Below are 23,620 nucleotides of genomic sequence, written 5' to 3'. Positions count from 1 at the left end.
TTCGCGGGTCGCGCCGGCGGGTACCGGCGGTCCCGACCGACCCGCCCACCGCACCGCCCGCCACACCGAGGAGGGCACCATGAGCGTCCACCTGCCGCCGCTGCCGCCGACCGGCTCCGACGACCGGTTCCGACCCGGCGGCCGCAGCGTCGCCGACATCGTCGACGCCGAGCACCGGCAGTTGGCGGAGCTGGTACGGCGGCTCACCGCCCCGGGGACGGAGGCGGCCGGCGGCGCGGATACGGCCGGCGGCGCGGACGCGGCCGGCGCGACGAGAGCGGCGGACGACGCCCTGAGCGTGCTGACCGCGGCGCTGTCCCGGCACCTGTCCGCCGAGGAGCAGTACCTGCTGCCCGCGGTTCGGGCCGCGCTGCCCGACGCCGGTGACCGGGTGGACGCGACGATCGACGCGGACGCGGCGCTGCTGGCCGCGCTGAAGGGGCTGCCCGCCGACGGTCTGGGCGACGTGGCCGCGCGCGTGCACCGGCACGTCGAGGAGGTCGGTGCGCTGGTGGCGGCGCTGCGCGGGGCGGCCACCCCGGAGGAGCTGATCCGGCTCGGCAACCGGTTGGAGATCGCCGAGGAGGCGGCACCGACCCGGCCGCACCCGGGTACCCCGGCGACCCCGCCGTGGAACCGGATCGTGGAGCCGGCGGTGGGTGTGGTGGACAAGTTGCGCGACGCGGTGACCGGCCGACCCACGTACCTTCGGGATCTGACGGAACCATCGGCCGGTGACACGTGACCGGTCACACTCATATCGGGAATCGTTGATCCGTCCGGCCTCTTCCGCCAGGCCGCGTGCCGGCCCTACCGTCATTCGCATGAACCTGGAGCTGCGACACCTGCGGGTGGTCTGCGCGATCGCCGAGACGGGGAGCGTGACGAAGGCGGCCTCCACCCTGGGCCTCGCCCAGCCGGCGCTGACCGCACAGCTCCAGCGCATCGAGCGGACACTGGGCGGCCCGCTGTTCGAACGCGACCGGCGTGGCGCTCGGCCGACCGCCCTGGGTGAGCTGGTGTTGTCCCGGGCCCGGGTGCTGCTGCCGGCGATGAAGGGCCTGCAGGACGAGGCGGCCCGGCTGGCCGGGGCCGGGGACGCGCCCCGGCGCTACCGGTTCGGCGGGGTGAACAGCCCGATCCTCGGCCGGCTGGTGCACCGGCTGGCCGCCGAGCAGCCGCAGGCCCAGATCACCACGTACGCCTCCTGGTCGGTCGACGAACTGGCCCAGTTGGTGGCCGGTGGGCGGCTGGACTTCGCGCTCACCGGCGTGTGCGGCGACTCCGCGCCGTCGGCGGAGTCCGGTCTGTGCTGGCGGGAGGTGTCCATCGACCCGGTGCACGTGCTGCTGCCCGAGTCGCATCCGCTGGCCGGCGCCGACGAGATCGCCCTGGCCGACCTGCGGCACGAGCAGTGGGTGGCGGCGCCGGGTGACGGCTGCTTCGGCGACTGCTTCGCCGCCGCGTGCGCCCGCGCCGGCTTCACCCCCCGCAAGGTCTACGAGGCGGACATCCGCGGCTGCCTGGACCTGGTGGACGCCGGCGAGGGGATCGCGCTGTGCCAGGCCACCTTCCGGCCGGTGGCCGGGCAGGTCACCCGGCGACTGGCCGGGACACCGCTGCGCTGGCGGCTGATGTTCGGCTGGCACCCGGAGTCCCCCGCCGCCGGGGTCGCCGACCTGGTGCTGGAGTCCGCGCTGGCCGCGTACGCCGACTCGCTGGCGGCGCACCCGGCGTACCTGGCCTGGCTGCTGCGCAATCCGGGCTTCGGGGTGCGGCAGCCCTCGGGCGTCTGACCCGCCGCTCTCCCATCCTCGCCAAAGCCGCGAACCCTCCTCTCGGGACATTGATCCCCTTTCGCCGCGCCCACCCGATACTTTCGGCTGAACATGCAAAAGTAATGACGCAAAGAACTGAACTTTGCTTTACACGACGTCGAAGCAATGCCTAATCTTCGATTCCACGGTCGTCGATCGTCGCGAGGGGACGCGGATGGCGGATGGCATCGAGCCGCAGGACAAGATCCTGCTCGGCATGTACGGCATCGACAAGAGCTTCCTCGGTGTACCGGTGCTGCAGGACGTGCAGCTGGAGTGCCGCCCGGGCGAGATCCACGCGGTGATGGGCGAGAATGGCGCGGGCAAGTCCACGCTGATGAAGATCCTCGTCGGCGTGTACCAGCCGGACGCCGGGCGGATAGAGCTCGACGGGGCACCGGTGCGCTTCCACCACCCCCGGCAGGCCCTGGCCGCCGGGGTGAGCATCGTCCACCAGGAACTCAACCTGCTTCCGGAGCGGACGGTCGCGGAGAACATCTTCCTCGGCCGGGAGCCGCGTCGCCGCGTCGGCGTCGACCGTACCGCGATGGAGCGGGACGCCTCCCGATTGCTGGCCGCGTTGCACGCCGACGACGTGATCTCGCCGCGCGCCCTGGTCGGGCGGCTGCCGGTGGCCCAGCAGCAGCTGGTGGAGATCGCCAAGGCGCTGTCCTTCCGGCCCCGGGTGCTGGTCCTGGACGAGCCCACCGCGGCCCTGTCCCCGCACGAGGTGGACGCGCTCTTCGACCGGATCCGCCGGTTACGCGCGGACGGCCTGACGGTGCTGTACATCTCGCACCGGCTGAAGGAGATCTTCGACCTTACCGACCGGATCACCGTGCTCAAGGACGGCCGGCGGGTCGACACGGTCCGCACCGCCGAGGTGGACACCCGCCGGCTGGTGCACCTCATGGTGGGTCGCGACCTCGACCACTACTACCCGCCCCGGGCGACACCGGAGCGCATCGGTGAGGTCCGGCTGTCGGTGCGCGGCGCGGGCGCCGGGATGCTGCACGACATCGACCTGGACCTGCGCTCCGGTGAGATCGTCGGACTGGCCGGGCTGGCCGGCTCGGGTCGCACCGAACTGGCCCGGCTGCTCTTCGGCGCCACCCGGATGGCCACCGGCCGGCTCGAGGTCGACGGGCGGGCACGCCGGCTGCGCTCGCCCCGGCAGGCGATCCGCTGCGGCATCGGACTGCTCACCGAGGACCGCAAGAGCGAGGGGCTGGTACTCCAGTTGTCCGTCCGCGATAACAGCCTGCTCGCCGTCCGCGCGCTCGGCCGTGGCCCCACCCGGCGGGTCGGGCTCGGTGCGCTGCTCGACCGGGTCGACCTGCGCGGCTCCACCGCCCGGGAGGTCCGCTACCTCTCCGGTGGCAACCAGCAGAAGGTGGTGCTGGCCCGGTGGCTGGCGACCGGGGCGCGGGTGCTCATCTTCGACGAGCCGACCCGGGGCATCGACGTCGGCGCGAAGGCCAGCATCCACGAGCTGATGCGGGAGTTGGCCGAGGCCGGCGCGGCGATCCTGATGATCTCCTCCGAGCTGCCCGAGGTGATCGGCATGGCCGACCGGATCGTGGTGCTGCGGCAGGGCACGGTGGCCGGCGTCCTGCCGGCCGACGCGAGCGAGGCGGAAATCATGCTGCTGGCCACCGGCGAACCCGACCGTTCCGGCGTCGGGGTGGGCGCGGTCGCGGACGGCGGTGCGGCATGACCACCTCCACGATGTCACCGTCCGCCCCGCTGCGGCTCGCCGCGCCGGGTACGGGCTCGTCCAGCGCACCGGTCTGGTTCGTCTTCGGTGGGGTGTTCGCGGTGGCCTGGCTGCTCGTCGAACTCAACGGCGGCCAGTTCATGACAGTGGACAACCTGCAGAACATGGCGGTCCGGTCGGTCGCGCTGGGTCTGGTCGCGGTCGGTCAGACGATCGTGCTGATCGGCGGTTCGCTGGACCTGTCGGTGGCCTACATGGTCAGCGTGACGGCGGTGAGCGCGTCGTTCGTCATGCAGGGCGACCCGGACCGGATGGCGTTGGGCATCGCGGTCACGCTGGCACTGGGCGTGGGCGTGGGCCTGGTCAACGGTCTGGTCATCACCCGGCTGCGGATCAACGCGTTCATCGCCACCCTCGGCACCTCGCTGGTGATGAGCGGGATCCTCAACGCCCTCTTCACCAACTTCACCGGCTCGGTCCCCCGCGAGTTCCAGGCGCTGGGCTACAACGCCCTGGGTCCGGTACCGGTGGCGGTGCTCCTGCTGCTGGCCGTGGTCGCGCTCGCCTGGTACACGCTGCGCCGGACCCGCTTCGGCTACCACCTCTACGCCGTCGGCGGCAGCGCCGAGGTGGCCCGGCTCTCCGGGGTGCGGACCGACCGGGTGGTGGTCACCGCCCATGTGCTGTGCAGCCTGACCGCCGTGCTGACCGGGCTGTTCCTGGTCAGCCGGCTGCGCTCGGGGGCGCCGTGGGTCGGCCCGGACGGCGGGTACGACCTGGAATCGATCGCCGCGGCCGTGGTCGGCGGCACCGCGCTGGCCGGCGGCCGCGGGACCGTCGCCGGCACCCTGGCCGGTGTCCTCATCCTCGCCGTGGTCGACCAGGTGTTCAACGAGTTCGAGGTGAACGCCTTCCTCAAGACGCTGATCCGCGGCGTGATCATCGTCGGGGCGGTGGCGCTCTACGCGCTACGCAACCGGCGCGACGAGGAGGTGTTCTGATGACGGTGACCGCTCCGCCGCCGGCTACGGCGGCCCCGGAACGGTCCGCCTCGCGGGCCTGGCGGCTGCTGCGGGCCGTACCGCCGATCTGGCTGGTGCTCGCCGCGGTGATCGTGCTGATCGCCTGGCGCAACCCGACGTTCGTCGAGCCGGCCCCGTTCCTGGCCTTCCTGCGCCGGTGCGCGCCGCTGGCGGTGCTCGCCGCCGGTCAGGTCTTCGTCATCATCGCCGGCGAGTTCGACCTCTCGGTGGGCGCGCTGGTCACGGCCGTGGTGGTGGTGGCCGCCCGGCTCTCCGACGGAGACGCCGGCAACACCTGGTGGCTCATCCCGCTGCTGCTCGCCGGTGGCGCGCTGGTGGGTCTGGTCAACGGCCTGGTCACCACCCGGCTGCGGGTGCCCTCCTTCATCGCCACGCTGGGCATGCTGCTGGTCCTCAGCGGCGCGGTCTTCCTCTGGTCCGGCGGCGCCCCGCGCGGTTCGCTGGCCGACAACTTCCGCCAGTTCGGCCGCTTCGGGGTGGAGATCCCCGGGCTGGGCCAGCTGCCGTACGCGGTGCTGATCCTGGTGGCCATCGGCGTCGGCCTGTGGCTGCTGCTGTCACACACCCGCTTCGGCCACCAGGTGTACGCCGCCGGCGGCAACCCGCGTGCCGCCGGCCTGTCCGGGGTCGACGTACGACGGGTCCGGACCGCGGCGTTCGTCATCTCCGGCCTCTCGGCGGTGGTCGCCGGGGTTCTCCTCGGTGGCTTCACCGGGGTCACCGCCGAGGCCGGTGTCGGTTACGAGTTCCAGGCCATCGCCGCCGTCGTGCTCGGCGGCGCGGTGCTCGGTGGGGGCCGCGGCAGCGTCGGCGCCGCCCTGGCCGGTGCGCTCACCCTGCAATCAGTATTCACCCTGCTCAACCTCCTGGGCCTGGCCAAGTCGCTTCGTGACGCGGTGCAGGGCCTGATCATCATCGGCGCGGCCGCGTACGCCGCTCACCGGCTGCGCCGGTCCGGCTGACGCCGCGCCGCCACCCGTCGCGAGGGAGAAGTCATGAGACATCCACTGCGAACCATGCTGGCGGTGTGCGGCGCCGCGGCGCTGCTCGCCACCGGTTGCACCTCGACCGCGCCCGAGGAGGGCGGCGACGACGGCCCGGCGGGCAGCGGCACCGGCCAACAGTCGTCGTTCTTCGTCCAGGCCGACTACGACGAGCAGATCGCCCAGCGTGCCGTCACCCCCACCGGGCCGGCCGACCAGCCCTGGCTGCAGGCGATCAGCCCGCAGCTCGTCGACACCGCGAAGTACAAGAAGGCCGGCAAGCACACCATCTGCTTCTCCAACGCCGGGGTCAACAACCCGTGGCGGGTGGTGGGGTGGACCACCATGCAGGCCGAGGCCAAGCTGCACCCGGAGATCGCCGCCCTGACCGCGGTCGACGCGGAGGGCAAGGACGACAAGCAGATCAGCGACATCGACGGTCTGCTGGCCAGCAAGAAGTGCAGCGCGCTGATCGTCTCGCCGAACACCACCGCCGCGCTGACCCCGGCGGTGGAGAAGGCGTGCCAGGCCGGCCTGCCGGTGATCGTCTTCGACCGGGGCGTCAACACCGACTGCCCGGTCACCTTCATCCATCCCATCGGTGGGTACGCCTTCGGCGCCACCGCGGCGGAGTTCCTCACCGACAAGGTGAAGAAGGACGGCAAGATCCTCGCGCTGCGCATCCTGCCCGGGGTCGACGTGCTGGAGACCCGCTGGGCGGCGGCCAAGGTGATCTTCGACAAGGCCGACGTGGACGTGGTCGGGGTGGAGTTCACCGACGGCGACGCCGCCAAGGTCAAGACGATCGTCAACGACTACCTGGAGCGCCACGGCAGCATCGACGGCGTCTGGATGGACGCCGGCGCCACCTCGGTGGCGGCCGCCGAGGCGTTCGAGGACGCCGGCCAGAAGGTGCCGGTCATCACCGGTGAGGACCAGCAGGACTTCCTGCGGCTGTGGCAGGAGAAGAAGCTCACCGCCGTGGCGCCGACGTACCCGACCTACCAGTGGCGTACGCCGATCGTGGCCGCCCTGGACATCCTGGCCGGCAAGCAGGTGCCCAAGGAGTGGGTGCTCCCGCAGCCGACGATCACCGAGGAGAACCTCGGCCAGTACGTGCTGCCGCAGCTCCCGCCGCTGCACTACGCGCTCTGTGGCTGCGAGAAGATGCCCGGCTTCCCGCAGAACTGGGGGGGCGACCAGTAGCCCGTGGCGGGCGCGGGCCGACCTCCTCGGCCCGCGCCCGCACCGTCCGGCGCGTCCGGCTCCGGACGCGTCCCGACCGACCACGAGGAGCGACGTGCACCCGATCGGCGCGAACACCTGGATCTGGGTCTCGCCGTTGACCGACGCCCGGCTGGCCGCGCTGGCACCGCGGATCCACGCGTGGGGCTTCGACGTCATCGAGCTGCCCGTCGAGTCACCGGGCGACTGGGACCCGGACCGGGCCGCCGACCTCCTCGCCGGCCTGGGGCTCGGCGCGACGGTCTGCGCGGTCATGTCCGCCGACCGGGACCTGGTGACCGACGACGCGGAGGTGGTCCGCCGGACCGGGGACTACCTCCGGTACTGCGTCCGGGTGGCGGCCCGGGTGGGCGCCGGCGTGGTCGCCGGTCCGATGTACGCGCCGGTCGGCCGGACCTGGCTGCTCGACGCCGACGCCCGCGCGGCGACCGTCCGCACGCTGCGCGACCGGCTCCGACCGCTGGCCGAGGAGGCGGCCGGGGCGGGTGTGACGCTCGCCGTGGAACCGCTGAACCGGTTCGAGACGAGCCTGCTGAACACCACGGAGCAGGCCCTGGAGGTGGTCGACGGCATCCCCGGACTGGGGTTGGCCCTGGACACGTTCCACATGAACATCGAGGAGCGCGACATCCCGACGGCGATCCGTACCGCCGGGGACCGGCTGGCGCACGTCCAGGTCTGCGCGAACGACCGGGGCGCGCCCGGCAACGACCATCTGGACTGGACGGGCATCGTGGCGGCGCTGCGTGACGTCGGCTACGACGGGCCGCTGTGCATCGAGTCGTTCACCGCGGAGAACCGGACGATCGCCACGGCGGCGGCGATCTGGCGTCCATTGGCGCCCACCCAGGACAAGTTGGCCACCGGCGGTCTGGCGTTCCTGCGGGCGCTGCTCGCCCGGATCGGCCCGGCCACCGGGGTCTGATCCTCCGGAGCCGGTAGCCGGGCGGGGTTCTCCCCGCCCGGCGGTGACGGCTGTTCACCGGCATTTACCTCGGTATTTATAGTGATTTCACGATTAATGAAATGCGCGTTGACTGGTGTCGATTTCGAGGGCACCGTTCTCTGTGGAGCAGGAGGTGACGCCGGCCCGGCCGACGTCACCGGCGAGCGCGGGGGTGACCCCATTCGGCGGCGTGTCGCGCCCTCCGTCCCGGCACTCGCCCGGGCGGACACCGCCACCGTGGTCCCCCGAAAGGAGGCGGCATGCGCCGCCGACATCTCGTTTCGACAGCCCTCCTGGCACTGCTGCTGTCCCTGTTCGTTATCCCGGCCGCACCGGCCGGCGCCGCCGCACCGTTCCGCGCGCTGCTGTTCAGCGAGACGGCCGGCTACCGGCACGACTCCATCCCCGACGGCGTGGCGATGTTCAACGACCTCGCCGCCCAGCACGGCTTCACCGTGGTGCACTCCGAGGACTCCGCCGTCTTCACCCCGGCCAACCTGGCCACCTTCGACGTGGTGGTGATGTTCCAGACCTCCGGCATGGTGTGGGACAACGACGCCCAACGGCAGGCCCTGCAGAGCTACGTGGCCGGCGGCGGTGGCATCGCGGCGATCCACAACGCCACCGACATGGGAATCGAGGGCTCCTACCCGTGGTGGGACGACCTGGTCAACGCCGGCGCCCACATGCCCGAGCACTCCCCCGGCGTGCTGCCCGGCACCGCGCACGTCGCCGACCGGGTACACCCCTCCACCAGCGGGTTGCCACAGCGCTGGCAGCGCAGCGAGGAGTGGTACAACTTCGACGCCAACCCCCGCGGTGACGTGCACGTCCTGGTCACCGCCGACGAGCGCACCTACAACCCGGGCAGCCGGGCGATGGGGCCGGACCACCCGATCTCGTGGTGCCGCGAGGTCGGCGCGGCCCGGGTGTGGACCACCGCGATGGGACACGCCAAGGGGTCGTACGCCGAGCCGCTGTTCCGCCAGCACGTCCTCGGCGGGGTCCAGTGGGCCGCCGGGGTCGCCGCCGGCGACTGCGGCGGCACCGTCTGGGGCAACTTCGAGAAGGTCTCCCTGGACCAGAACACGGTCGACCCGATGGCCGTCGACGTCGCCGCGGACGGACGGGTCTTCTACGTCCAGCGCGGCGGCCAGGTGAAGATCTTCAAGCCGGCCACCAACACCACCGTCAACGCCGTCACCCTGCCGGTGTACACCGGCGGCGAGGACGGCCTGGTCGGCATGGCGCTGGACCCGAACTTCGGCACCAACAAGTGGATCTACCTCTACCACTCGCCGCAGGCCAGCACCACCGACGTCAACCGGCTGTCCCGGTTCACCGTCACCGGCGACACGCTCGACCTGGCCAGCGAGAAGGTGCTGCTGGAGGTGCCCGCGTACCGGTCCCGGACCCACCCCGAGCCCGGCCACACCGGCGGCTACCTGGCCTTCGGCCCCGGCGGCAACCTCTACCTGTCCACCGGCGACGACAGCCCACCGAACTACGACCCGGCCTGGCAGGGCTACGCGCCTCTGGACTGGCGGCCGGGCAAGAGCTTCCTGGACGCCGCCCGCTCCTCCGGCAACACCAACGACCTGCGGGGCAAGCTGCTGCGCATCCACCCGGAGACGAACGGCACCTACACCGTGCCGGCCGGCAACCTGTTCACGCCGGGTACCGCGAAGACCCGCCCGGAGATCTACGCGATGGGCTTCCGCAACCCGTTCCGGTTCTCCGTCGACCCGGTCAACGGCTGGGTCAACCTGGCCGACTACGGGCCGGACCGCAGCGGGCCGACCACCAACCGGGGCCCCGAAGGGCTGGTGGAACTCAACGTGATCCGGTCCGCCGGCAACTACGGCTGGCCGTTCTGCCACGGCGACAACCAGCCGTACGCGCCGTACAACCCGGACACCGGCGTCGTCGGCCCGAAGTTCGACTGCGCCAACCCGGTCAACAACTCCCCCAACAACACCGGCCTGACCACGCTGCCGCCGCTGGTGAAACCGCAGATCTGGTACGGCTACGGCGCCTCGGCGCAGTTCCCCGAGATGGGTTCGGGCGGGTCGGCGCCGATGGGCGGCCCGATCTACCGGTACGACGCGGCCAACCCGTCGCCGACGAAGTTCCCGGCCTACTACGACCGGGTGCACTTCTTCTACGAGTGGTCCCGCAACTACGTACGGGAGATCCACTTCGACGACACCGGTGGGCTGGTGAAGACCAACCCCTTCCTGCCCGGGGGGAACTTCGTCAAGCCGATGGACATGCGATTCGGCCCCGACGGCTCGCTGTACCTGCTGGAGTGGGGTTCCAACTTCGGCGGCGGCAACAACGACTCCGGCCTCTACCGGATCGACTACGTCAGCGGCGGGCGGGCGCCCGTGGCGAAGGCCACCGGCACCCCGACCAACGGCAAGGCCCCGCTGGTCGTGCAGTTCTCCAGCGCCGGCTCCGCCGACCCCGACCCGGGCAACACGATCAGTTACGCCTGGGACTTCGACGGCAACGGCAGCACCGACTCGACGGCGGCGAACCCGTCGCACACCTACACCACCAACGGCACCTTCACCGCCAAGCTGACCGTCCGGGACAACACCGGGCGCAGTTCCTTCGCCAACGTCCCGATCACCGTCGGCAACACCGCCCCGACGGTGACCATCTCGGGCCCGCCCAACGGGGGCATGCTCGACTTCGGTCAGCAGGTCGCCTACACGGTCTCTGTGACCGACCCCGAGGACGGCACGATCGACTGCACGAAGGTGCTGGTCAACCCGGCGCTCGGGCACGACGACCACGAGCACGGCACCACCGACTACCCGGGCTGCTCCGGCACCATCGCCACCGACCTGCTCGGCGGGCACCCCGACGGGGCGAATCTGTTCTACGTCCTCAACGCCCGCTACCAGGACAAGGGGGCGGGCGGCGTCGCCGCGCTCACCGGGTACGGCAAGGCGATCCTGCAACCCAAGCACAAGCAGGCCGAGTTCTTCACCGCCCAGTCCGGGATCCGGGTGATCGACCAGGCCGGCGCGGAGAGCGGGAAGCGGATCGGTGACGTCAGCAACGGCGACTGGATCATGTTCGACCCGATGAGCCTGCAGGGCATCGCCACGGTCGGCTTCCGGGTGTCGTCGCCGTACGGCGGTGGCAGCATCGAGCTGCGGGCGGACTCCCCGACCGGGCAACTGCTGGCCACCCAGGCGGTGCCGAACACCGGCGGGTGGGACTCGTACCAGCAGCAACCGGCGGTGAACGTGGCGGCGCTGGCCGGCACCCACAAGCTCTACCTGGTCTTCCGGTCCACCCAGAACAACGCGTTCGACCTGGACTCGATGACCTTCGGCGGGGCCGGCGTGGGCACCACGCCGACCGGGATCGCCGGCAAGACGTACACGCTGACCGCCCAGCACAGCGGCAAGCTCGCCGACGTCAACGGGGTCTCCACCGCCGACGGCGCGCTGGTGCACCAGTGGGCGGCGACCGGCGGCGGCAACCAGCGGTGGCAGGCGGTCGACGCCGGTGGCGGGGCGGTGACCCTGCGGGCGGTGCACAGCGGCAAGTGCCTGGCCGTCAGCGGCGGCTCCACCGCCACCGCGGCGCAGGTGGTGCAGCAGACCTGCGGCACCGCGACCAGCCAGCAGTGGCAGGCGGTCGCCACGACCACCGCCGGGGTGTACGAGCTGAAGGCCCGGCACAGCGGGCTCTGCCTCGACGTCAACGGCAACTCGTTGGTCGACGGGGCCGCGTTGATCCAGTGGACGTGCAGCGGCGCCGCCAACCAGCGGTGGCGGCTGACCACGGTCGGCTGAGCGGCAGCACGTGGGCAAAGCCCGGCCGGTGGCGGTGCGAACCGCCCCCGGCCGGGTATCCCGGACACCATGACGGACCTCTACCCTGCCGCCGACGACCGGGAGCTTCTCCGGCAGGCGGCCGCCGCGCACACCGCCGCCGCCCGCGACATGGAGGCGTTCCTGCGCCGCCTGCCGGACGTGCCCGACCCGGCCGACGTGACCGAGTACGCCAACCTGCTCACCCGCGAGGACCAGACGCGGGCCGACCGGGAGGCCGCCGCCGACGCCGCCGGCCTCACCATCGGCAGCCTCGAACCCGACCAGGGCTGACCCACCCCACCCCACCCCGGGGTCGATCATGAAGTGGTTGTCGCCGGTGCCGGCGTGTCGCGACAACGGCTTCATGATCGACGGACGTGGTGCGGGTGGACCGGGAACCGGGGGGCGAGCACAGTGACCGGCCCCCCTTGGGGGCCGGCCACCTGTGGTTCAGCGTTCGACGAGGACGTCGTGGCCCAGGTCGAGCAGGGAGTGCCGCCACTGGTCGTCGGCGTTGCCGCGCGGCGGCTTCGCCGCCAACAGGTTCTCGATCTCGTCGACCGTGTCCCGCATCGTCTCGATGTCGTCCGGGGTCAGATCGACCTTACGTTTGGTGAGGATGCGCAGGACGTGCCGACCCGGCTCGGGCAGGTCGAGGTCCGGGTTGGGCCCGAAGGCCTCCGCACCGGAGCCGCGGGTGAGCAGCCACTGCCGCAGCTGCTCCGACGGCACGTTGACCCGCTCGTGGAAGCTGTCCCAGAGCACGTCCACCTCGGGATCGATCCGCTGCTGCCGTACCATCAGCTCTCCTCTCGCCGGCGGCGTTCGGACGCCGCCGGGTCCGGCTCGTCGGTCTGCCGACCCGGACCCTCCGGGGGCACCTGCACGCGGGCCGGGTTCGCCGTCGGCGGGGCCACGATCGGGTCGGTCCGTTCGGCGTCGTCCCGGGTCTCCTCGGGTTCGGTCATGTCCGCCTCCGGTCAGCGGGGATGCGACGTGGTCGCCGGGCTGTAGTCGCGCTCACCGGCGGACACGTCGAAGGTGAGCCCGCCGTCCCGGGCGTCCACGGTGACCTTCTGCCCCGGTGACACGGCGCTCTCCAGCAGCATCCGGGAGAGGTGGTTGTCCACCTCCCGCTGGATCACCCGGCGCAGCGGCCGGGCGCCGAACTCCGGCTGGTAGCCGTGCTCGGCCAGCCAGTCGGTCGCGGCCGTGGTGACCTCGATCTGGATGTCCTGGGCGTGCATCCGGCGGCGGGTCTCCTCCAGCAGCAGCCCGGTGATCTGGCGCAGCTGTTCGGCCTCCAGCCGGCGGAAGATGATCACCTCGTCGATCCGGTTGAGGAACTCCGGCCGGAAGTTCTCCTGCAACCGGCGCATCAGCCGTTCGCGCAACTCGTCGCTCTCCCCGCCGCCACCCTCGCCGGCGCCGAAGCCGACCGCGCGCTGGGTGCCGGTGATCAATTCCGAACCGAGGTTGCTGGTCATGATCAGCACGGTGTTCTTGAAGTTGACCGTCCGGCCCTGGCTGTCGGTCAGGCGCCCCTCGTCGAGCACCTGGAGCAGGACGTTGAACACGTCGGCGTGGGCCTTCTCGATCTCGTCCAGCAGCACCACCGCGTACGGGCGGCGGCGGACCGCCTCGGTGAGCTGCCCGGCCTCCTCGTAGCCGACGTACCCGGGCGGGGCGCCGACCAGCCGGCTGACCGTGTGCCGCTCCTGGAACTCGCTCATGTCCACCCGGACCATCCGGTCCGCCTCGCCGAACAGCGCCTCGGCCAGCGCGCGGGCCAGCTCGGTCTTGCCGACGCCGGTCGGGCCGAGGAACAGGAACGAGCCCATCGGCCGGTTCGGGTCGGCCAGGCCGGTACGCGAACGGCGGACCGCCTCGGCCACGGCGGTGACCGCGTCGTCCTGACCCACCACCTTCTCGTGCAGGTGGCCCTCCAGGCGCAGCAGCCGGTCCCGCTCCTCCTCGGTGAGCTGGCTGGCCGGGATGCCGGTGGCCCGGGACACCACCTCGGCGATCTCCGCCGGCCCCACCGACGGCACCCGCGAGGAGTCGTCGCCGTTGCCCTGGGCGTGCCGGATCCGCTCCTCCAGCTCGCCGAGGCGGTCGCGCAGGGCGGAGGCCTTCTCGTACTGCTCGTCGGCGACGGCCTGCTCCTTGTCCCGGCGTACCTCGTCGAGCTGGGTCTCCAGCTCGCGCACGTCCGAGGCCGGGGTGCGGGTACGCAGCCGGACCCGCGCGCCGGCCTGGTCGATCAGGTCGATGGCCTTGTCCGGCAGGAAACGGTCGGTGACGTACCGGTCGGACAGCTCGGTCGCGGCGACCAGCGCCTCGTCGGTGAACCGCACCTGGTGGTGGGCCTCGTAGCGGTCGCGCAGGCCACGCAGGATCGCCACGGTGTCCTCCACGGTCGGCTCCGGCACGTACACCGGCTGGAACCGCCGGGCCAGGGCGGCGTCCTTCTCGATGCTGCGCCGGTACTCGTCCAGCGTGGTCGCCCCGATCACCCGCAGCTCACCGCGGGCCAGGGCGGGCTTGAGCATGTTGGAGGCGTCCATGCCGCCCTCGCTGCCGGCGCCGCCCGCGCCGACCAGGGTGTGGATCTCGTCCAGGAAGATGATCAGCTCCTCCCGGTGGGCGCGGATCTCGTCGATGACCTTCTTCAACCGCTCCTCGAAGTCGCCCCGGTAGCGGGTGCCGGCGACCAGCCCGGCCAGGTCGAGCTGGATGACCCGCTTGCCGAGCAGTGTCTGCGGCACGTCGCCGTCGCAGATGCGCTCGGCGAGGCCCTCCACGATGGCCGTCTTGCCGACGCCGGCCTCACCGATGAGCACCGGGTTGTTCTTGGTCCGCCGGGACAGGATCTCCACCGCCTGCTCGATCTCGTCGGCCCGGCCGATCACCGGGTCGATCTGGTCCATCCGGGCCAGCTCGGTGAGGTCCTGGCCGTACTGGTCGAGCGTGGGCGTGCCACGGTCGGGCCGGGGGCCGTTGGCCGACCCGCGCTCGGCGTTGGCCGCCTGCAACGACTCGGGCTGGATCCGGCCGGCGGCGAGCATCCGGCCGGCCGGCGACTCCGGGTTCAGCGGCAACGCCATGAGGATGTGCTCCGGACCGATGTAGTTCGCGCCCATCGCCCGGGACAGCTGGTGGGCGTCGAGCAGGGCCCGCTTGGCCGCCGGGGTGAGCGACAGGTTCGGCGGCACCTCGCCCCTCGGCGCGCCGTCCCCCCGCCCGCCGAGGGCGTTGAGCAGGGTGTCCGGGTCCGCACCGGCACGCCGGACCAGGTCGCGCAGCGGTTCCCGTTGCAGCGCCGCCCAGAGCAGGTGGTCGGTGTCCAGGTCGTTGCTCTGCCGCTGGGCCGCCCGGCGGGCCGCGTCGGCCAGCATCTCCCGGGCGTCGGCGGTCATCAGTCGCGTGATGTCGACCCGGTGCGCCGGACGCCGGCCACCTTCACTCCGGCCGAAGTACCGGGCCAGGAACTCGTCCCACGGATCGGAGCCGAAGTCACCGGGTCCCATCATGTCTGTCCTCCGCTCTCCGCGCGCGGCACGGTCGGCAGGGGCTACCCGGCGGTCGGCCGGACAAACGCCGTCGCGGCGCGCGGGGACGTACGCCCCGGATCCGACGGGACAGTGGCAGGCTGACGGCATGGACGGAACACCGCTGCTCATCGTGGACGCCGCCAACGTCGTGGGATCGCGACCCGACGGCTGGTGGCGGGACCGGCCGGGGGCCACCGCGCGACTGCGCGACACCCTGCTGACCGTGCCCTCCGACGGCGTGCCTCCGGAGCTGCCGCCGCCGGTCGAGGTCGTGCTGGTGGTGGAGGGGGCGGCGCGGGACGTGCCGTCGGTGCCGGGGGTGCGGGTGCTCGCGGCGGACCACTCCGGCGACGACGCGATGGTGGAGCTGGTCGAGGCACACCCGCAACGCCGCCGGCTGGTCGTCACCGCCGACCGTGAGCTGCGCGAACGCGTCACCGCGCAGGGCGCCGAGGTGTACGGCCCGCGCTGGTTGCGGGACCGGGACACCCGCCGCCGGGAGTCCCATTAATCGGACTCCCGGCGCTTCCGGTGGACAACCGGTCAGCGGGGCAGGAACACTGACAGGGCGGATGTTTGCTCACCTGAGCGGATAGGCTCTAATGGAGACCTCCCCGCCCCCAGGAGGTTCCGCCGTGGCGAGCGTCGCCGAGCTCAAGGCAGCCATCGATGTCGCGCTCCAACAGATCGGCGACGGCCAGAGCGCCGTGCAGGCGGCCGGTGAGAAACTGGCCGAGGCACAGCAGACCCTGGCCGGCGCGCTGGAGGGCAGCGGACACGAGACCGTGGAGGCGGCCCAGGCGTCGCTGACCCAGGCCAACCAGGAGCTGGAGGAGTGCCTCGCCGCGACACTCGTCGCGATCGAACAGGCGCAGCTCTACGTGGCGACCCTCTGAGCCCCGCGGTGTCCATCGTCGAGGATCTCGGCGCCCAGGTCCGGGCCGCCGCCGACGAGCTGCCGATCGGCCAGCTCGCCCAGGCACTGGAGAAGTTCGGGCAGGCCGCCGAGCGGCTGCGCTGGGTACGTCAGGAGTCGGCCGACCCGATGGGGGTGCCGGAGCTGTCCGCAGCCACCGAACACGCGGAGACCGCCGGTTACGCGCTGCGGGTGGCCCAGGAGCAGCTGGCGGCGTACCTGGCCGCGATCGGACTGGCGTCCGACGGCGCGCCGACGCCGCGCGGGCCGCGGGAGCAGCGGCGGCCGGCGCACGACGCGCCGCGCGAGGCGCCCCCGCCCGGGTCCGCCCCGCCGGCCGCCGGGCCGGCCACCGCGCCGCGCTGGTGGGCGGTGCGGGTGGCGGAGCTGACCGGCGGCCTCCAGGGCCCGCCGGAGGCCCCGGACGAGACCGTCCGCGAGCCCCGCGAGCTGCTGCGGCGGGTGGTGTCCGGGGTGCGCTCCGGCGACCGGGCCCGGCTGCACACCGAGCTGCGCCGGGCCCACGCCGACGTCGGGCTGGGCCTGGCCGCGGTGGCCCCGCCGCTGCTCCGGGAGCTGGCCGGTGAGCTGCTCGGGCATCCGCCGCGCGCGGACGACCTGCCCCGGCTGCGGCGGGACCTGGACGGCCGGGTCCGGGACCTGCTGCCGGGCCTGCCGCCGCCGGTGCTGGAGACCCTGCTCACCCGGGTCTGCCGGATGCCCCCACCGCGGCGCGCCGAGGCCGAGCAGCCGCACGCCGCGGACCCGGCGGTGACCGCCGGTGTGTTGGCCGGGGTGCTGCTGGACCGGCTCGGGCGGGACCTGCCCGCCGAGGCCGAGCGGGAGCGGCAGGAGGCGCGCGACCGGCAGCGCCGCGATGACGAGGACCGCCGGGAACGCGACGACGCGACGCGCGGTCGCGAGGCGGTCCGCCAGCGCGACGCGGCCTGGGAGCGACGGGCGGCCGCCGGTCGGGAGCAGGCGGCCGATGCCCGGCGGCGGCTGGCCGCGGCACGCGAGCGGATCGCCGACGTACGCCGGGACTCCGATGGCTGACCGGCGCACCCAGCTGGTCACCCGGGTCCGTGGGATGCTCGCCGAGGCGGTGGGGTCGGCCCGGACCAGGCTCGGCGCGGCGCAGGACGAGCTGGCCACCGCCCGGGAGCGGCGGGCCCGGATCCGGCGGGCCGCCGAGGCGGTGCCGGCCCGGGTCGGCGCGGAACGCGACCGCCGGCTGGCCGAGATCGACGCCCGGCACGCCGCCCGCCTGGCCGACCTGGCCCGCCGTGCCGCCGACGCGGCCCGCCGGGAGGCGCCGGGAGCGGCCTCCGCCGACTGGTCGGGATGGCGGCCCACCCCGGCGACCCGCGCGGAGCCGCCCGGAGCGCTGCGCGTCGGCACGGTGGCGGTGGCGCCGGACGAACCGGTGCCGGCGTTGGTGCCGCTGCTCGACGCCGGTCACGTGCATCTGTCCGGCGACGACCGGGCGGGCACCGAGGCGGTCGTCTCGGCGTTGCTGCTGCGCGCCGTCGGGCGGACCGAGCCGGGCCGGGTACGCCTGGTCGGGTACGACCCCGAGCATCTGGGCGGCGGGCTGGCCGGCTTCGCCCCGCTGGGCACCGCCGGCCTGCTCACCTTCGTCGGGCCGGGCGGGCTGGGCCGGCTGCTGGACGACCTGGTGGAGCAGATCCGCCGGATCAACGAGACGGTGCTGGCCGGTGAGCACGGCTCGCTGCGCGAGCTGGCCGCGGCCACCGGGCGCCGGCCGGAGCCGTGGCGGGTGGCGGTGCTGCTCGGCGGCGACGAGCTGTCCCGGCACGAACGCGGGCAGCTCGACCGGGTCGTCCGCACCGGCGCGTCCTGCGGGGTGCACCTGGTGGTCCGGGGGATGTCCCTGCCGGACGGCCCGACGGTGACCCGGGTGCGGATGGCCGCCGGCGGCGCCCACGTCGGCGACCTGCCGGTACGCCTCGACCCGCCGCCCCCGGCGACGCTGGTCACCGAGACCTGCCGGATGGTGGCCGCCCGGGTCAACGCCGGCCCCACCCCGACGCCCTTCACCGACCTGCTCCCGCCGGTGGACGAGATGTGGCGGGAGGACTCGGCGCACGGGCTGACCGCGCCGATCGGCGAGGGCCCGCAGGGCCGGCCGGTGCTGCTCACCCTCGGCGACTACCCGCCGCACGCGCTCATCGGCGGCCCGTCCGGCACCGGCAAGACCAACCTGATCTTCGCCTGGATCGGGGCGCTCGCCTCCCGCTACTCCCCCGCCGAGCTGGAGTTCTATCTGCTCGACTTCAAGGAGGGCGTGTCGTTCGCCCGGTTCGCCCAGGGCCGCCGCGACCCGAGCTGGCTGCCGCACATGCGGCTGGTCGGCATCAACGTCAACACCGACCGGGAGTTCGGCCTGGCCCTGCTGCGGTTCCTGGCCGAGGAGCTGCGCCGGCGCGCCGACGCCGCGAAGCGGCACGAGGTGACCAAGCTCGCCGAGCTGCGCGCGGTCGACCCGACCGGGCACTGGCCGCGGATCGTCGCGGTGGTCGACGAGTTCCAGATGCTGCTGGCCGGCCGGGACGCGGTCGCCCGCGAGGCCGCCGACCTGCTGGAGGACCTGGCCCGGCGCGGCCGGTCGCAGGGCATCCACCTGGTCCTCGCCTCGCAGGACGTCCGCGGCATCGAGGCGCTGTGGGGCCGCCCCGCCCTGGTCGCCCAGTTCACCCTGCGGATCGCGCTGCCCAAGGCCCTGCGCATCCTGGCCGAACGCAACGACGCCGCCCAGTCGCTGCCCCGGCACCACGCGGTGGTCAATGCCGAGTCCGGCATGTCCGAGGGCAACGAGGTGGCGCGCATCCCCTCGGCCGGCGACTGGGACACCTGGAGCGACCTGCAACACCGGTTGTGGCGGATGCGTCCGCCGGACGCCGCGCCGGCCCGGCTCTTCGACGGCGACGCCGTCCCCCGGCTCGCCGACGCGCCGGACTTCCAGGCGCTGACCGCCCCGGAGACCGGCACCCTGCGGGCGCCGGTGGCGCTGCTCGGCGAGATCATCGACGTGCAGGCCCGCTCGGCGACGCTGCGGCTGCCCCGCGCCCCCGGACGGAACCTGGCGGTGCTGGGCACCCGGGTGGACGAGGCGTGCGCGGTGCTCGACGCCGCGGCCCGCTCGCTGGCCCGGCAGCACCGCCCGGGTGGAGCGCGGTTCTCCATCGCCTGCCTCGACCCGGACGCCGATCCGGTCGCCCGCGCACTCTACGACGACCTCGACGACGCGGCCTGGTACGACGAGGAGACCGTCGCCGAACTGGTCGAGGAGACCGCCGACGGCCTGGGTGCGCCCGGTGCCGCCGGCACGCCCCACTACCTGCTGCTGTTCGCCGTCGACGCGGCCGCCGGCGCCCTGGCCGCCCGGGTCGGCGGCCGGACCGGTCTGGAGCGGCTGCGCCGGATCCTGCACGACGGCCCGGAGCGGCGGACCCACGTGCTGGCCTGGTGGCGGGGCGTGGCCCGGATGCGCGCCGACCTGGGCGGCTCCGGGGCGCGGACCGACCAGATCGGCGCGTGGGTGGCGCTGGACACCCACGGCGGGGAGCTGGGCACGTCGCTCTACCCGGGCACCGGCGGGCCCGACTGGTACCCCCGCCCCTGGCGGGGACTCTTCTTCGACCGGGCGGTGCACCGCACCGGGCAGACGATCATCCCCTACGGACCGTCTCGATGAACGAACCGGTGACCAGCGAGTCCTACGCGGCGCAGATCCGCCGGCTGGCCGACCTGACCGCGCGGGTGCACGCCCAGCGGGCCGAGGCGCACGCCTGGTACGAGCAGCAGTGCGCGGCGGCCCGCCGGGCGGTGGACGAGGCGCAGGCCCAACTCGACGCCGCCGAACGGGAACTGGTCGACGCCCGCGAGGAGCAGGAACGCGTCGACGCCGAGGCCAACCGGCTGTGGCAGGAGTTGCGGGCCCGGATCGGCGGGAGCCGCCGGACCGGTGGCCCGCCCGCGCCGGCACCGGACGCGTCCGGCGATCCGACGGTGCTCCTGGCCGGGGTGCGGGACCTGCTGCGGCGCACCGGGCAACCCGGAGACCTGCCGGGCTCGGTGAACCCGCTGCTCGCGCTCTGCGGGATCGGGGCCGCCCTGGTGGCGTACGCCCTGGGGAGCGCGGCCCGGGCGGCGGGTGACCGGTACGGCGGCGACCTGGCGGTCGCCCTTCCGGTCCTCGCCCTGGTGGTGACGCTGCTCGGGCCGCTGGCCGGGCTGGTGCCGGCGAAGGTCCTCGCCGACCGCCGGCACGCTCTGCTCGGACCGCGCCCGGTGGCGGTGGTGCTGGTCGCCGGCCTGGTGACCACGATCCTCAGCCTCGTCCTCGCCCGCTGACCTCGTGTGCGACGCCTCGGGGTGTCGCACCCACCCCGATATCCCGATGTCGGGGACGCCGGGTCGATCACACGCCAGCGACGCGACCGGGCCGGGCGCCAATCTGGCACTAGCGCCGACAGGTTTGCTATGGAAACCTATTGGCATGACTACTGAACCGGTATCCGCCGGCGGCGATCCCCGCCGGCTGCTGTCCGAGGTTCGCTCCCTGGCGCACCGGGTACGCGTCGATCAACGGATGACCTGGGTCGCGCTGCTGGTGCTGGCCGGAGTGACGTTCGTCGGGATCCCGTTCGACTGGCTCGGCATGACGGTGCGCTGTCGCCCCGACAGCAGCTGCGAATTCGCCCGGCGGGGCGCGCTGTACTACTGGCCGCCGGCGCTTCTGCTCGCCTACGCGGCGATCGCCGTCTCCTACGTGCGGGCTGCCCGGGCACGCGGGCTGGGTGCCCGGGTGTTGCCGTACGTGATCGCCGGCGCCGCGACGACCGTCGTCTTCACCGCCGCGTGGGTAGCCGCGCCCCTGTATTTCGCGAGCCACCCGGAGTCGATGCAGCGACTCTCGTACTGGTGGCTGGTGCTGGACCGGCTGGTCTCACCCTGGAGCATGATCGGTATCGCGCTGGTCGTGCTGGCCCGGATCGAGCGCAACATCGGGCTGCTGCTGTTCACTCTCGCCTACCTGGCCCTGGTGCTGCTGGTGCTGCCGATGAACGAGGGCTGGGGACTGGCGGGCTGGGGACTTCAGGCCCAGTTCGCGGTGCCGCAGGCCATCAGCGGCGCGGTGCTGCTGCTCGGCGCGGTCGGGTTCTTCACGGCGGCCCGCAGGCGGCAGCGGTGACAGCGCCCGGCACCCCGGACCCGGATGCCGGGCACCCGGTCAACGGGCTGGACGAGGTGGTGCACCAGCGGGCACGGCTGGGCATCCTGACCATCGCGCACGAGGCCCACCGGGTCGAGTTCGGCTACCTCCGCACCCACCTCGAGCTGACCGCCGGCAACCTCTCCAAGCACCTCAGCGTCCTGGAATCGGCCGGTCTGATCGAGGTCGAGAAGGGCTACGAGGGCCGGCGCGGCCGCACCTGGATCACCCTCACCGCCACCGGCACCACCGCGCTCGCCAACGAGATCGCGCGACTGAAGCAGCTCATCGACCGCGTCGAGACGTCCAACGGGCAGTAGCGGCAACCGTCGACCGACCAGCCATCCCCGGCACACGGCGACCGTGCGCCCGAAGGCGCCGGCCGGCCGGTGCCACTCAAACAGCAGGAGTGGAGATGACGTACGGGGTGAGGGTGGCCGGGTCGTCCGGGTCGATGTCCCGGACGCGACGCGTCCCACAGGGGAGGGAAGCGGTGGCGCCACCGGTCAGCCGGGGACCGCCACCGCCTCCCGGAGCAGGCGGCGGGCCAGGGTGACCCGGTCGGTGTCGTCGTCCAGCCCGGGCAGGTCACCGACGCGGGTGACGTCGCCGGTGAGCAGGGCCCGGACGGCCGGCTCGCAGGTGCCCGGCAGGGTGAGCGTGCGGTCGAAGGTCCGCAACGCGACCTTGTCCCCGACCGGGGTGAGCTGCCAGCGCAGGCCGGGACGCGGGGCGATCCGGCTGTCCTCGTCCAGTGCGGCGAGGGCCTCGGCCTGGGCCAGCGGGCGGATCGGCGCGGGCCGGGCGGCCGGCCAGGCGCGCTGCCGCAGCCGGGCGGCGACGGCCGTCGGGTCGGCGCGCAGCAGCCAGTCGCGCAGCGCCTCGACGGTCTCGGTGAGTTCCGGCTCGATGGCGTCCGGGTCGGCCACGTCCACCCCGAACGGCAGGGTGGCGCGCAGCCGCTGGTCCTCGGCGGCGAGCGCGAGCAACTCCTCGACCAGCGCGTACCGGGTCAGCGCCCGCACGCCCACGGTCAGGTGCAGCGAGCTGGACTCCTGCGCCTGGGCGCTGTGCAGCCAGCCGCGGGGCAGGTAGAGCGCGTCACCGGGGGCGAGCACCACGTCCAGGGCGGGCGCGCCGTCGGCGGTGGCGGAGACCTCGTCGGCCCGGCCGCCCCACGGCTGCCGCTCCAGCGGGTCGGGCAGCACCGGGGGATGGATCCGCCAGTGCTTGCGGCCGTCGACCTGGAGGACGAACACGTCGTGGGTGTCGTAGTGGGTGGCGAAGCCCTGGCTGCCGGCCGGCGTCAGATAGGCGTTGACCTGCAACGGCTGCCCGACCGCGGCGCCGAGTTCGCGGGTGAAGTCGATCAGTGCCGGCCAGGTGCGGTGCAGGCCCTGGAGCACCAGGGTCGCGCCGCCGGCGTACAGCTCGAGGACCCGCTCGTCGAGGACCTGGTCGCCGATCTCGGCGCCCGCTCCGCCGCCGCCGGTGTAGCGTGCCGCCGGCAGCAGCGCGCCGTCCTTGGCGATGCGCAGGAAGGGCGTACGCAGACCGCGCCGGCTGAGCAGCTCGTCGGCGTCGGCGGGGCTGAGCAGGTCGGTGAAGCCCGCCGGGTTGGGCAGCTCGTCGGCCCGGGACAGCAGCGGGGTGCGTCCCCAGTGGGCGGTGGCGAACTTGGCCGGTTCGGCGCTGACGCAGCGGGCCAGCGCGGCGGTCGGTGCCGACGGTGCCGCCGGGCGGCCGTCGCGGCCGCCCGGCGGGTCGATGTGCGTCACGGCGTCCGTCAGCGGGCGCTGCCGTCGGCGCCGCCGTCGGCGTGACCCGGGGTGGCACCGCCGTCGGCCGGGCCCTCCGCGCCACCGTCGGCGCCACCGTCCTGGTGACCCGGCGTGGCACCGCCGTCGGCCGGGCCCTCCGCGCCACCGTCGGCGCCACCGTCCTGGTGACCCGGCGTGGCACCGCCGTCGGCCGGGCCCTCCGCGCCACCGTCGGCGCCACCGTCCTGGTGACCCGGGGTCGCCCCACCGTCGGCCGGGCCCTCGAGGCCGCCGCCGCTGGTGGTCGTCATGTCGTCGTCGTTGAGTGCCATGCGTGCTCCCTCGGATGTGCCGCCCCGCCGTACGCCGGGGTCCGTCGTGCAGCGGGTGGTACCCCACCAGCGATCTTCTCTAACCACACGGTAGACGCCCGTCGTGCCCGATACGGGCGGTTCGACGGTCCGCCCGCCCAGTGGCCCCGGGCGCCGTGCCGGGCGGGCCCGGCACGGCGGGCGGCGGGCGGTCTCCGGTGGTGACAGGATGGACCGGGTCCGACGACGGAGG

General features: G+C 73.5%; 21 protein-coding genes. 16 read left to right on the top strand and 5 right to left on the bottom strand.

The genetic code is table 11. From position 1 onward, the window contains the following. Positions 1-79 precede the first annotated feature (79 nt). From D7223_RS11815 to D7223_RS11775, 9 genes are all read left to right on the top strand, one after another. A complete protein-coding gene (locus D7223_RS11815) occupies positions 80-745 on the top strand; it encodes a hemerythrin domain-containing protein (RefSeq protein WP_120728076.1) in 666 nt (221 codons plus the stop codon). A 79-nt stretch (positions 746-824) separates the two neighbouring features. Then, on the top strand, positions 825-1,796 hold the full coding sequence (locus D7223_RS11810; RefSeq protein ID WP_120728074.1) for a LysR family transcriptional regulator: 972 nt from the start codon (positions 825-827) through the stop codon (positions 1,794-1,796). Positions 1,797-1,992: 196 nt separating this feature from the next. Next, positions 1,993-3,534: a sugar ABC transporter ATP-binding protein gene (locus D7223_RS11805; protein WP_202864619.1), complete on the top strand. Its 1,542-nt coding sequence runs from the start codon at positions 1,993-1,995 to the stop codon at positions 3,532-3,534. Beyond that, complete coding sequence (locus D7223_RS11800) at positions 3,531-4,535, top strand: ABC transporter permease (protein WP_238161829.1); 1,005 nt, start codon at positions 3,531-3,533, stop codon at positions 4,533-4,535. Before D7223_RS11805 ends, D7223_RS11800 begins: the two co-directional genes overlap by 4 nt. Next, complete coding sequence (locus D7223_RS11795) at positions 4,535-5,539, top strand: ABC transporter permease (protein WP_120728072.1); 1,005 nt, start codon at positions 4,535-4,537, stop codon at positions 5,537-5,539. Before D7223_RS11800 ends, D7223_RS11795 begins: the two co-directional genes overlap by 1 nt. Before the next feature lie 33 nt (positions 5,540-5,572). Beyond that, on the top strand, positions 5,573-6,766 hold the full coding sequence (locus D7223_RS11790) for an ABC transporter substrate-binding protein (RefSeq protein ID WP_120728069.1): 1,194 nt from the start codon (positions 5,573-5,575) through the stop codon (positions 6,764-6,766). A 94-nt stretch (positions 6,767-6,860) separates the two neighbouring features. Beyond that, positions 6,861-7,730, top strand: a complete 870-nt coding sequence (locus tag D7223_RS11785; protein WP_120728067.1) for a sugar phosphate isomerase/epimerase family protein — start codon at positions 6,861-6,863, stop codon at positions 7,728-7,730. Positions 7,731-8,011: 281 nt separating this feature from the next. Then, positions 8,012-11,566 carry a ThuA domain-containing protein gene (locus D7223_RS11780; protein ID WP_120728065.1) on the top strand — a complete coding sequence of 1,185 codons (3,555 nt, stop codon included), beginning with the start codon at positions 8,012-8,014 and terminating at the stop codon, positions 11,564-11,566. 69 nt (positions 11,567-11,635) lie between these two features. Next, the gene (locus D7223_RS11775; RefSeq protein ID WP_120728063.1) at positions 11,636-11,878 is read left to right on the top strand and encodes a hypothetical protein; all 243 of its coding nucleotides are present in this window, start codon (positions 11,636-11,638) and stop codon (positions 11,876-11,878) included. Positions 11,879-12,037: 159 nt separating this feature from the next. Here the strand turns inward: D7223_RS11775 and D7223_RS11770 are convergent, their stop codons facing one another. The 3 genes from D7223_RS11770 to D7223_RS11765 are packed head-to-tail and all read right to left on the bottom strand — an operon-like array spanning position 12,038 to position 15,120. Next, positions 12,038-12,388: a DUF3140 domain-containing protein gene (locus D7223_RS11770; RefSeq protein ID WP_120728061.1), complete on the bottom strand. Its 351-nt coding sequence runs from the start codon at positions 12,386-12,388 to the stop codon at positions 12,038-12,040. Beyond that, positions 12,388-12,555, bottom strand: coding sequence for a hypothetical protein (locus D7223_RS33020; RefSeq protein WP_186832222.1), 168 nt, complete (start codon positions 12,553-12,555; stop codon positions 12,388-12,390). Before D7223_RS33020 ends, D7223_RS11770 begins: the two co-directional genes overlap by 1 nt. Positions 12,556-12,567: 12 nt before the next feature. After that, positions 12,568-15,120 carry an ATP-dependent Clp protease ATP-binding subunit gene (locus D7223_RS11765; RefSeq protein ID WP_120728059.1) on the bottom strand — a complete coding sequence of 851 codons (2,553 nt, stop codon included), beginning with the start codon at positions 15,118-15,120 and terminating at the stop codon, positions 12,568-12,570. 127 nt (positions 15,121-15,247) lie between these two features. On the opposite strand from D7223_RS11765, the gene D7223_RS11760 reads away from it, so the two are divergent. The 7 genes from D7223_RS11760 to D7223_RS11730 all read left to right on the top strand — a co-directional run bounded on the left by D7223_RS11760 (position 15,248) and on the right by D7223_RS11730 (position 21,616). Next, entirely contained in the window at positions 15,248-15,652 is a 405-nt protein-coding gene (locus D7223_RS11760; protein ID WP_120728057.1) for a hypothetical protein, read from the top strand. A gap of 124 nt (positions 15,653-15,776) precedes the next feature. Beyond that, positions 15,777-16,037: a hypothetical protein gene (locus tag D7223_RS11755; RefSeq protein WP_120728055.1), complete on the top strand. Its 261-nt coding sequence runs from the start codon at positions 15,777-15,779 to the stop codon at positions 16,035-16,037. Positions 16,038-16,045: 8 nt separating this feature from the next. Beyond that, complete coding sequence (locus tag D7223_RS11750; protein ID WP_120728053.1) at positions 16,046-17,113, top strand: hypothetical protein; 1,068 nt, start codon at positions 16,046-16,048, stop codon at positions 17,111-17,113. After that, the gene (locus tag D7223_RS11745; protein ID WP_120728209.1) at positions 17,106-19,775 is read left to right on the top strand and encodes an FtsK/SpoIIIE domain-containing protein; all 2,670 of its coding nucleotides are present in this window, start codon (positions 17,106-17,108) and stop codon (positions 19,773-19,775) included. The genes D7223_RS11750 and D7223_RS11745 overlap by 8 nt, the downstream gene beginning before the upstream one ends. Further along, positions 19,772-20,434 carry a hypothetical protein gene (locus D7223_RS11740; RefSeq protein WP_120728051.1) on the top strand — a complete coding sequence of 221 codons (663 nt, stop codon included), beginning with the start codon at positions 19,772-19,774 and terminating at the stop codon, positions 20,432-20,434. The genes D7223_RS11745 and D7223_RS11740 overlap by 4 nt, the downstream gene beginning before the upstream one ends. Positions 20,435-20,579: 145 nt before the next feature. Then, positions 20,580-21,275: a hypothetical protein gene (locus D7223_RS11735; protein WP_120728049.1), complete on the top strand. Its 696-nt coding sequence runs from the start codon at positions 20,580-20,582 to the stop codon at positions 21,273-21,275. Then, positions 21,272-21,616 (top strand): transcriptional regulator, encoded by a 345-nt coding sequence (locus tag D7223_RS11730; RefSeq protein ID WP_120728047.1) that lies wholly within the window; start codon positions 21,272-21,274, stop codon positions 21,614-21,616. The genes D7223_RS11735 and D7223_RS11730 overlap by 4 nt, the downstream gene beginning before the upstream one ends. Before the next feature lie 186 nt (positions 21,617-21,802). Here the strand turns inward: D7223_RS11730 and D7223_RS11725 are convergent, their stop codons facing one another. Then, positions 21,803-23,074, bottom strand: a complete 1,272-nt coding sequence (locus D7223_RS11725) for a cupin domain-containing protein (RefSeq protein ID WP_120728045.1) — start codon at positions 23,072-23,074, stop codon at positions 21,803-21,805. 8 nt (positions 23,075-23,082) lie between these two features. Next, on the bottom strand, positions 23,083-23,388 hold the full coding sequence (locus D7223_RS11720) for a hypothetical protein (protein ID WP_120728043.1): 306 nt from the start codon (positions 23,386-23,388) through the stop codon (positions 23,083-23,085). Positions 23,389-23,620 lie beyond the last annotated feature (232 nt).

Source organism: Micromonospora endolithica, assembly GCF_003626595.1.
GTDB lineage: Bacteria > Actinomycetota > Actinomycetes > Mycobacteriales > Micromonosporaceae > Micromonospora > Micromonospora endolithica.
The sequence above is the reverse complement of the archived record's forward strand: the minus strand, read 5'-3'. Positions and strand labels throughout refer to the sequence as shown.

What these genes read in the sequence shown, in the direction of transcription:
- D7223_RS11815 (WP_120728076.1), top strand. Translation starts at nt 80, where the DNA reads ATGAGCGTCCACCTGCCGCCGCTGCCGCCGACCGGCTCCGACGACCGG.
- D7223_RS11810 (WP_120728074.1), top strand. Translation starts at nt 825, where the DNA reads ATGAACCTGGAGCTGCGACACCTGCGGGTGGTCTGCGCGATCGCCGAG.
- D7223_RS11805 (WP_202864619.1), top strand. Translation starts at nt 1,993, where the DNA reads ATGGCGGATGGCATCGAGCCGCAGGACAAGATCCTGCTCGGCATGTAC.
- D7223_RS11800 (WP_238161829.1), top strand. Translation starts at nt 3,531, where the DNA reads ATGACCACCTCCACGATGTCACCGTCCGCCCCGCTGCGGCTCGCCGCG.
- D7223_RS11795 (WP_120728072.1), top strand. Translation starts at nt 4,535, where the DNA reads ATGACGGTGACCGCTCCGCCGCCGGCTACGGCGGCCCCGGAACGGTCC.
- D7223_RS11790 (WP_120728069.1), top strand. Translation starts at nt 5,573, where the DNA reads ATGAGACATCCACTGCGAACCATGCTGGCGGTGTGCGGCGCCGCGGCG.
- D7223_RS11780 (WP_120728065.1), top strand. Translation starts at nt 8,012, where the DNA reads ATGCGCCGCCGACATCTCGTTTCGACAGCCCTCCTGGCACTGCTGCTG.
- D7223_RS11775 (WP_120728063.1), top strand. Translation starts at nt 11,636, where the DNA reads ATGACGGACCTCTACCCTGCCGCCGACGACCGGGAGCTTCTCCGGCAG.
- D7223_RS11770 (WP_120728061.1), bottom strand. Translation starts at nt 12,388, where the DNA reads ATGGTACGGCAGCAGCGGATCGATCCCGAGGTGGACGTGCTCTGGGAC.
- D7223_RS33020 (WP_186832222.1), bottom strand. Translation starts at nt 12,555, where the DNA reads ATGACCGAACCCGAGGAGACCCGGGACGACGCCGAACGGACCGACCCG.
- D7223_RS11765 (WP_120728059.1), bottom strand. Translation starts at nt 15,120, where the DNA reads ATGATGGGACCCGGTGACTTCGGCTCCGATCCGTGGGACGAGTTCCTG.
- D7223_RS11760 (WP_120728057.1), top strand. Translation starts at nt 15,248, where the DNA reads ATGGACGGAACACCGCTGCTCATCGTGGACGCCGCCAACGTCGTGGGA.
- D7223_RS11745 (WP_120728209.1), top strand. Translation starts at nt 17,106, where the DNA reads ATGGCTGACCGGCGCACCCAGCTGGTCACCCGGGTCCGTGGGATGCTC.
- D7223_RS11740 (WP_120728051.1), top strand. Translation starts at nt 19,772, where the DNA reads ATGAACGAACCGGTGACCAGCGAGTCCTACGCGGCGCAGATCCGCCGG.
- D7223_RS11735 (WP_120728049.1), top strand. Translation starts at nt 20,580, where the DNA reads ATGACTACTGAACCGGTATCCGCCGGCGGCGATCCCCGCCGGCTGCTG.
- D7223_RS11720 (WP_120728043.1), bottom strand. Translation starts at nt 23,388, where the DNA reads ATGGCACTCAACGACGACGACATGACGACCACCAGCGGCGGCGGCCTC.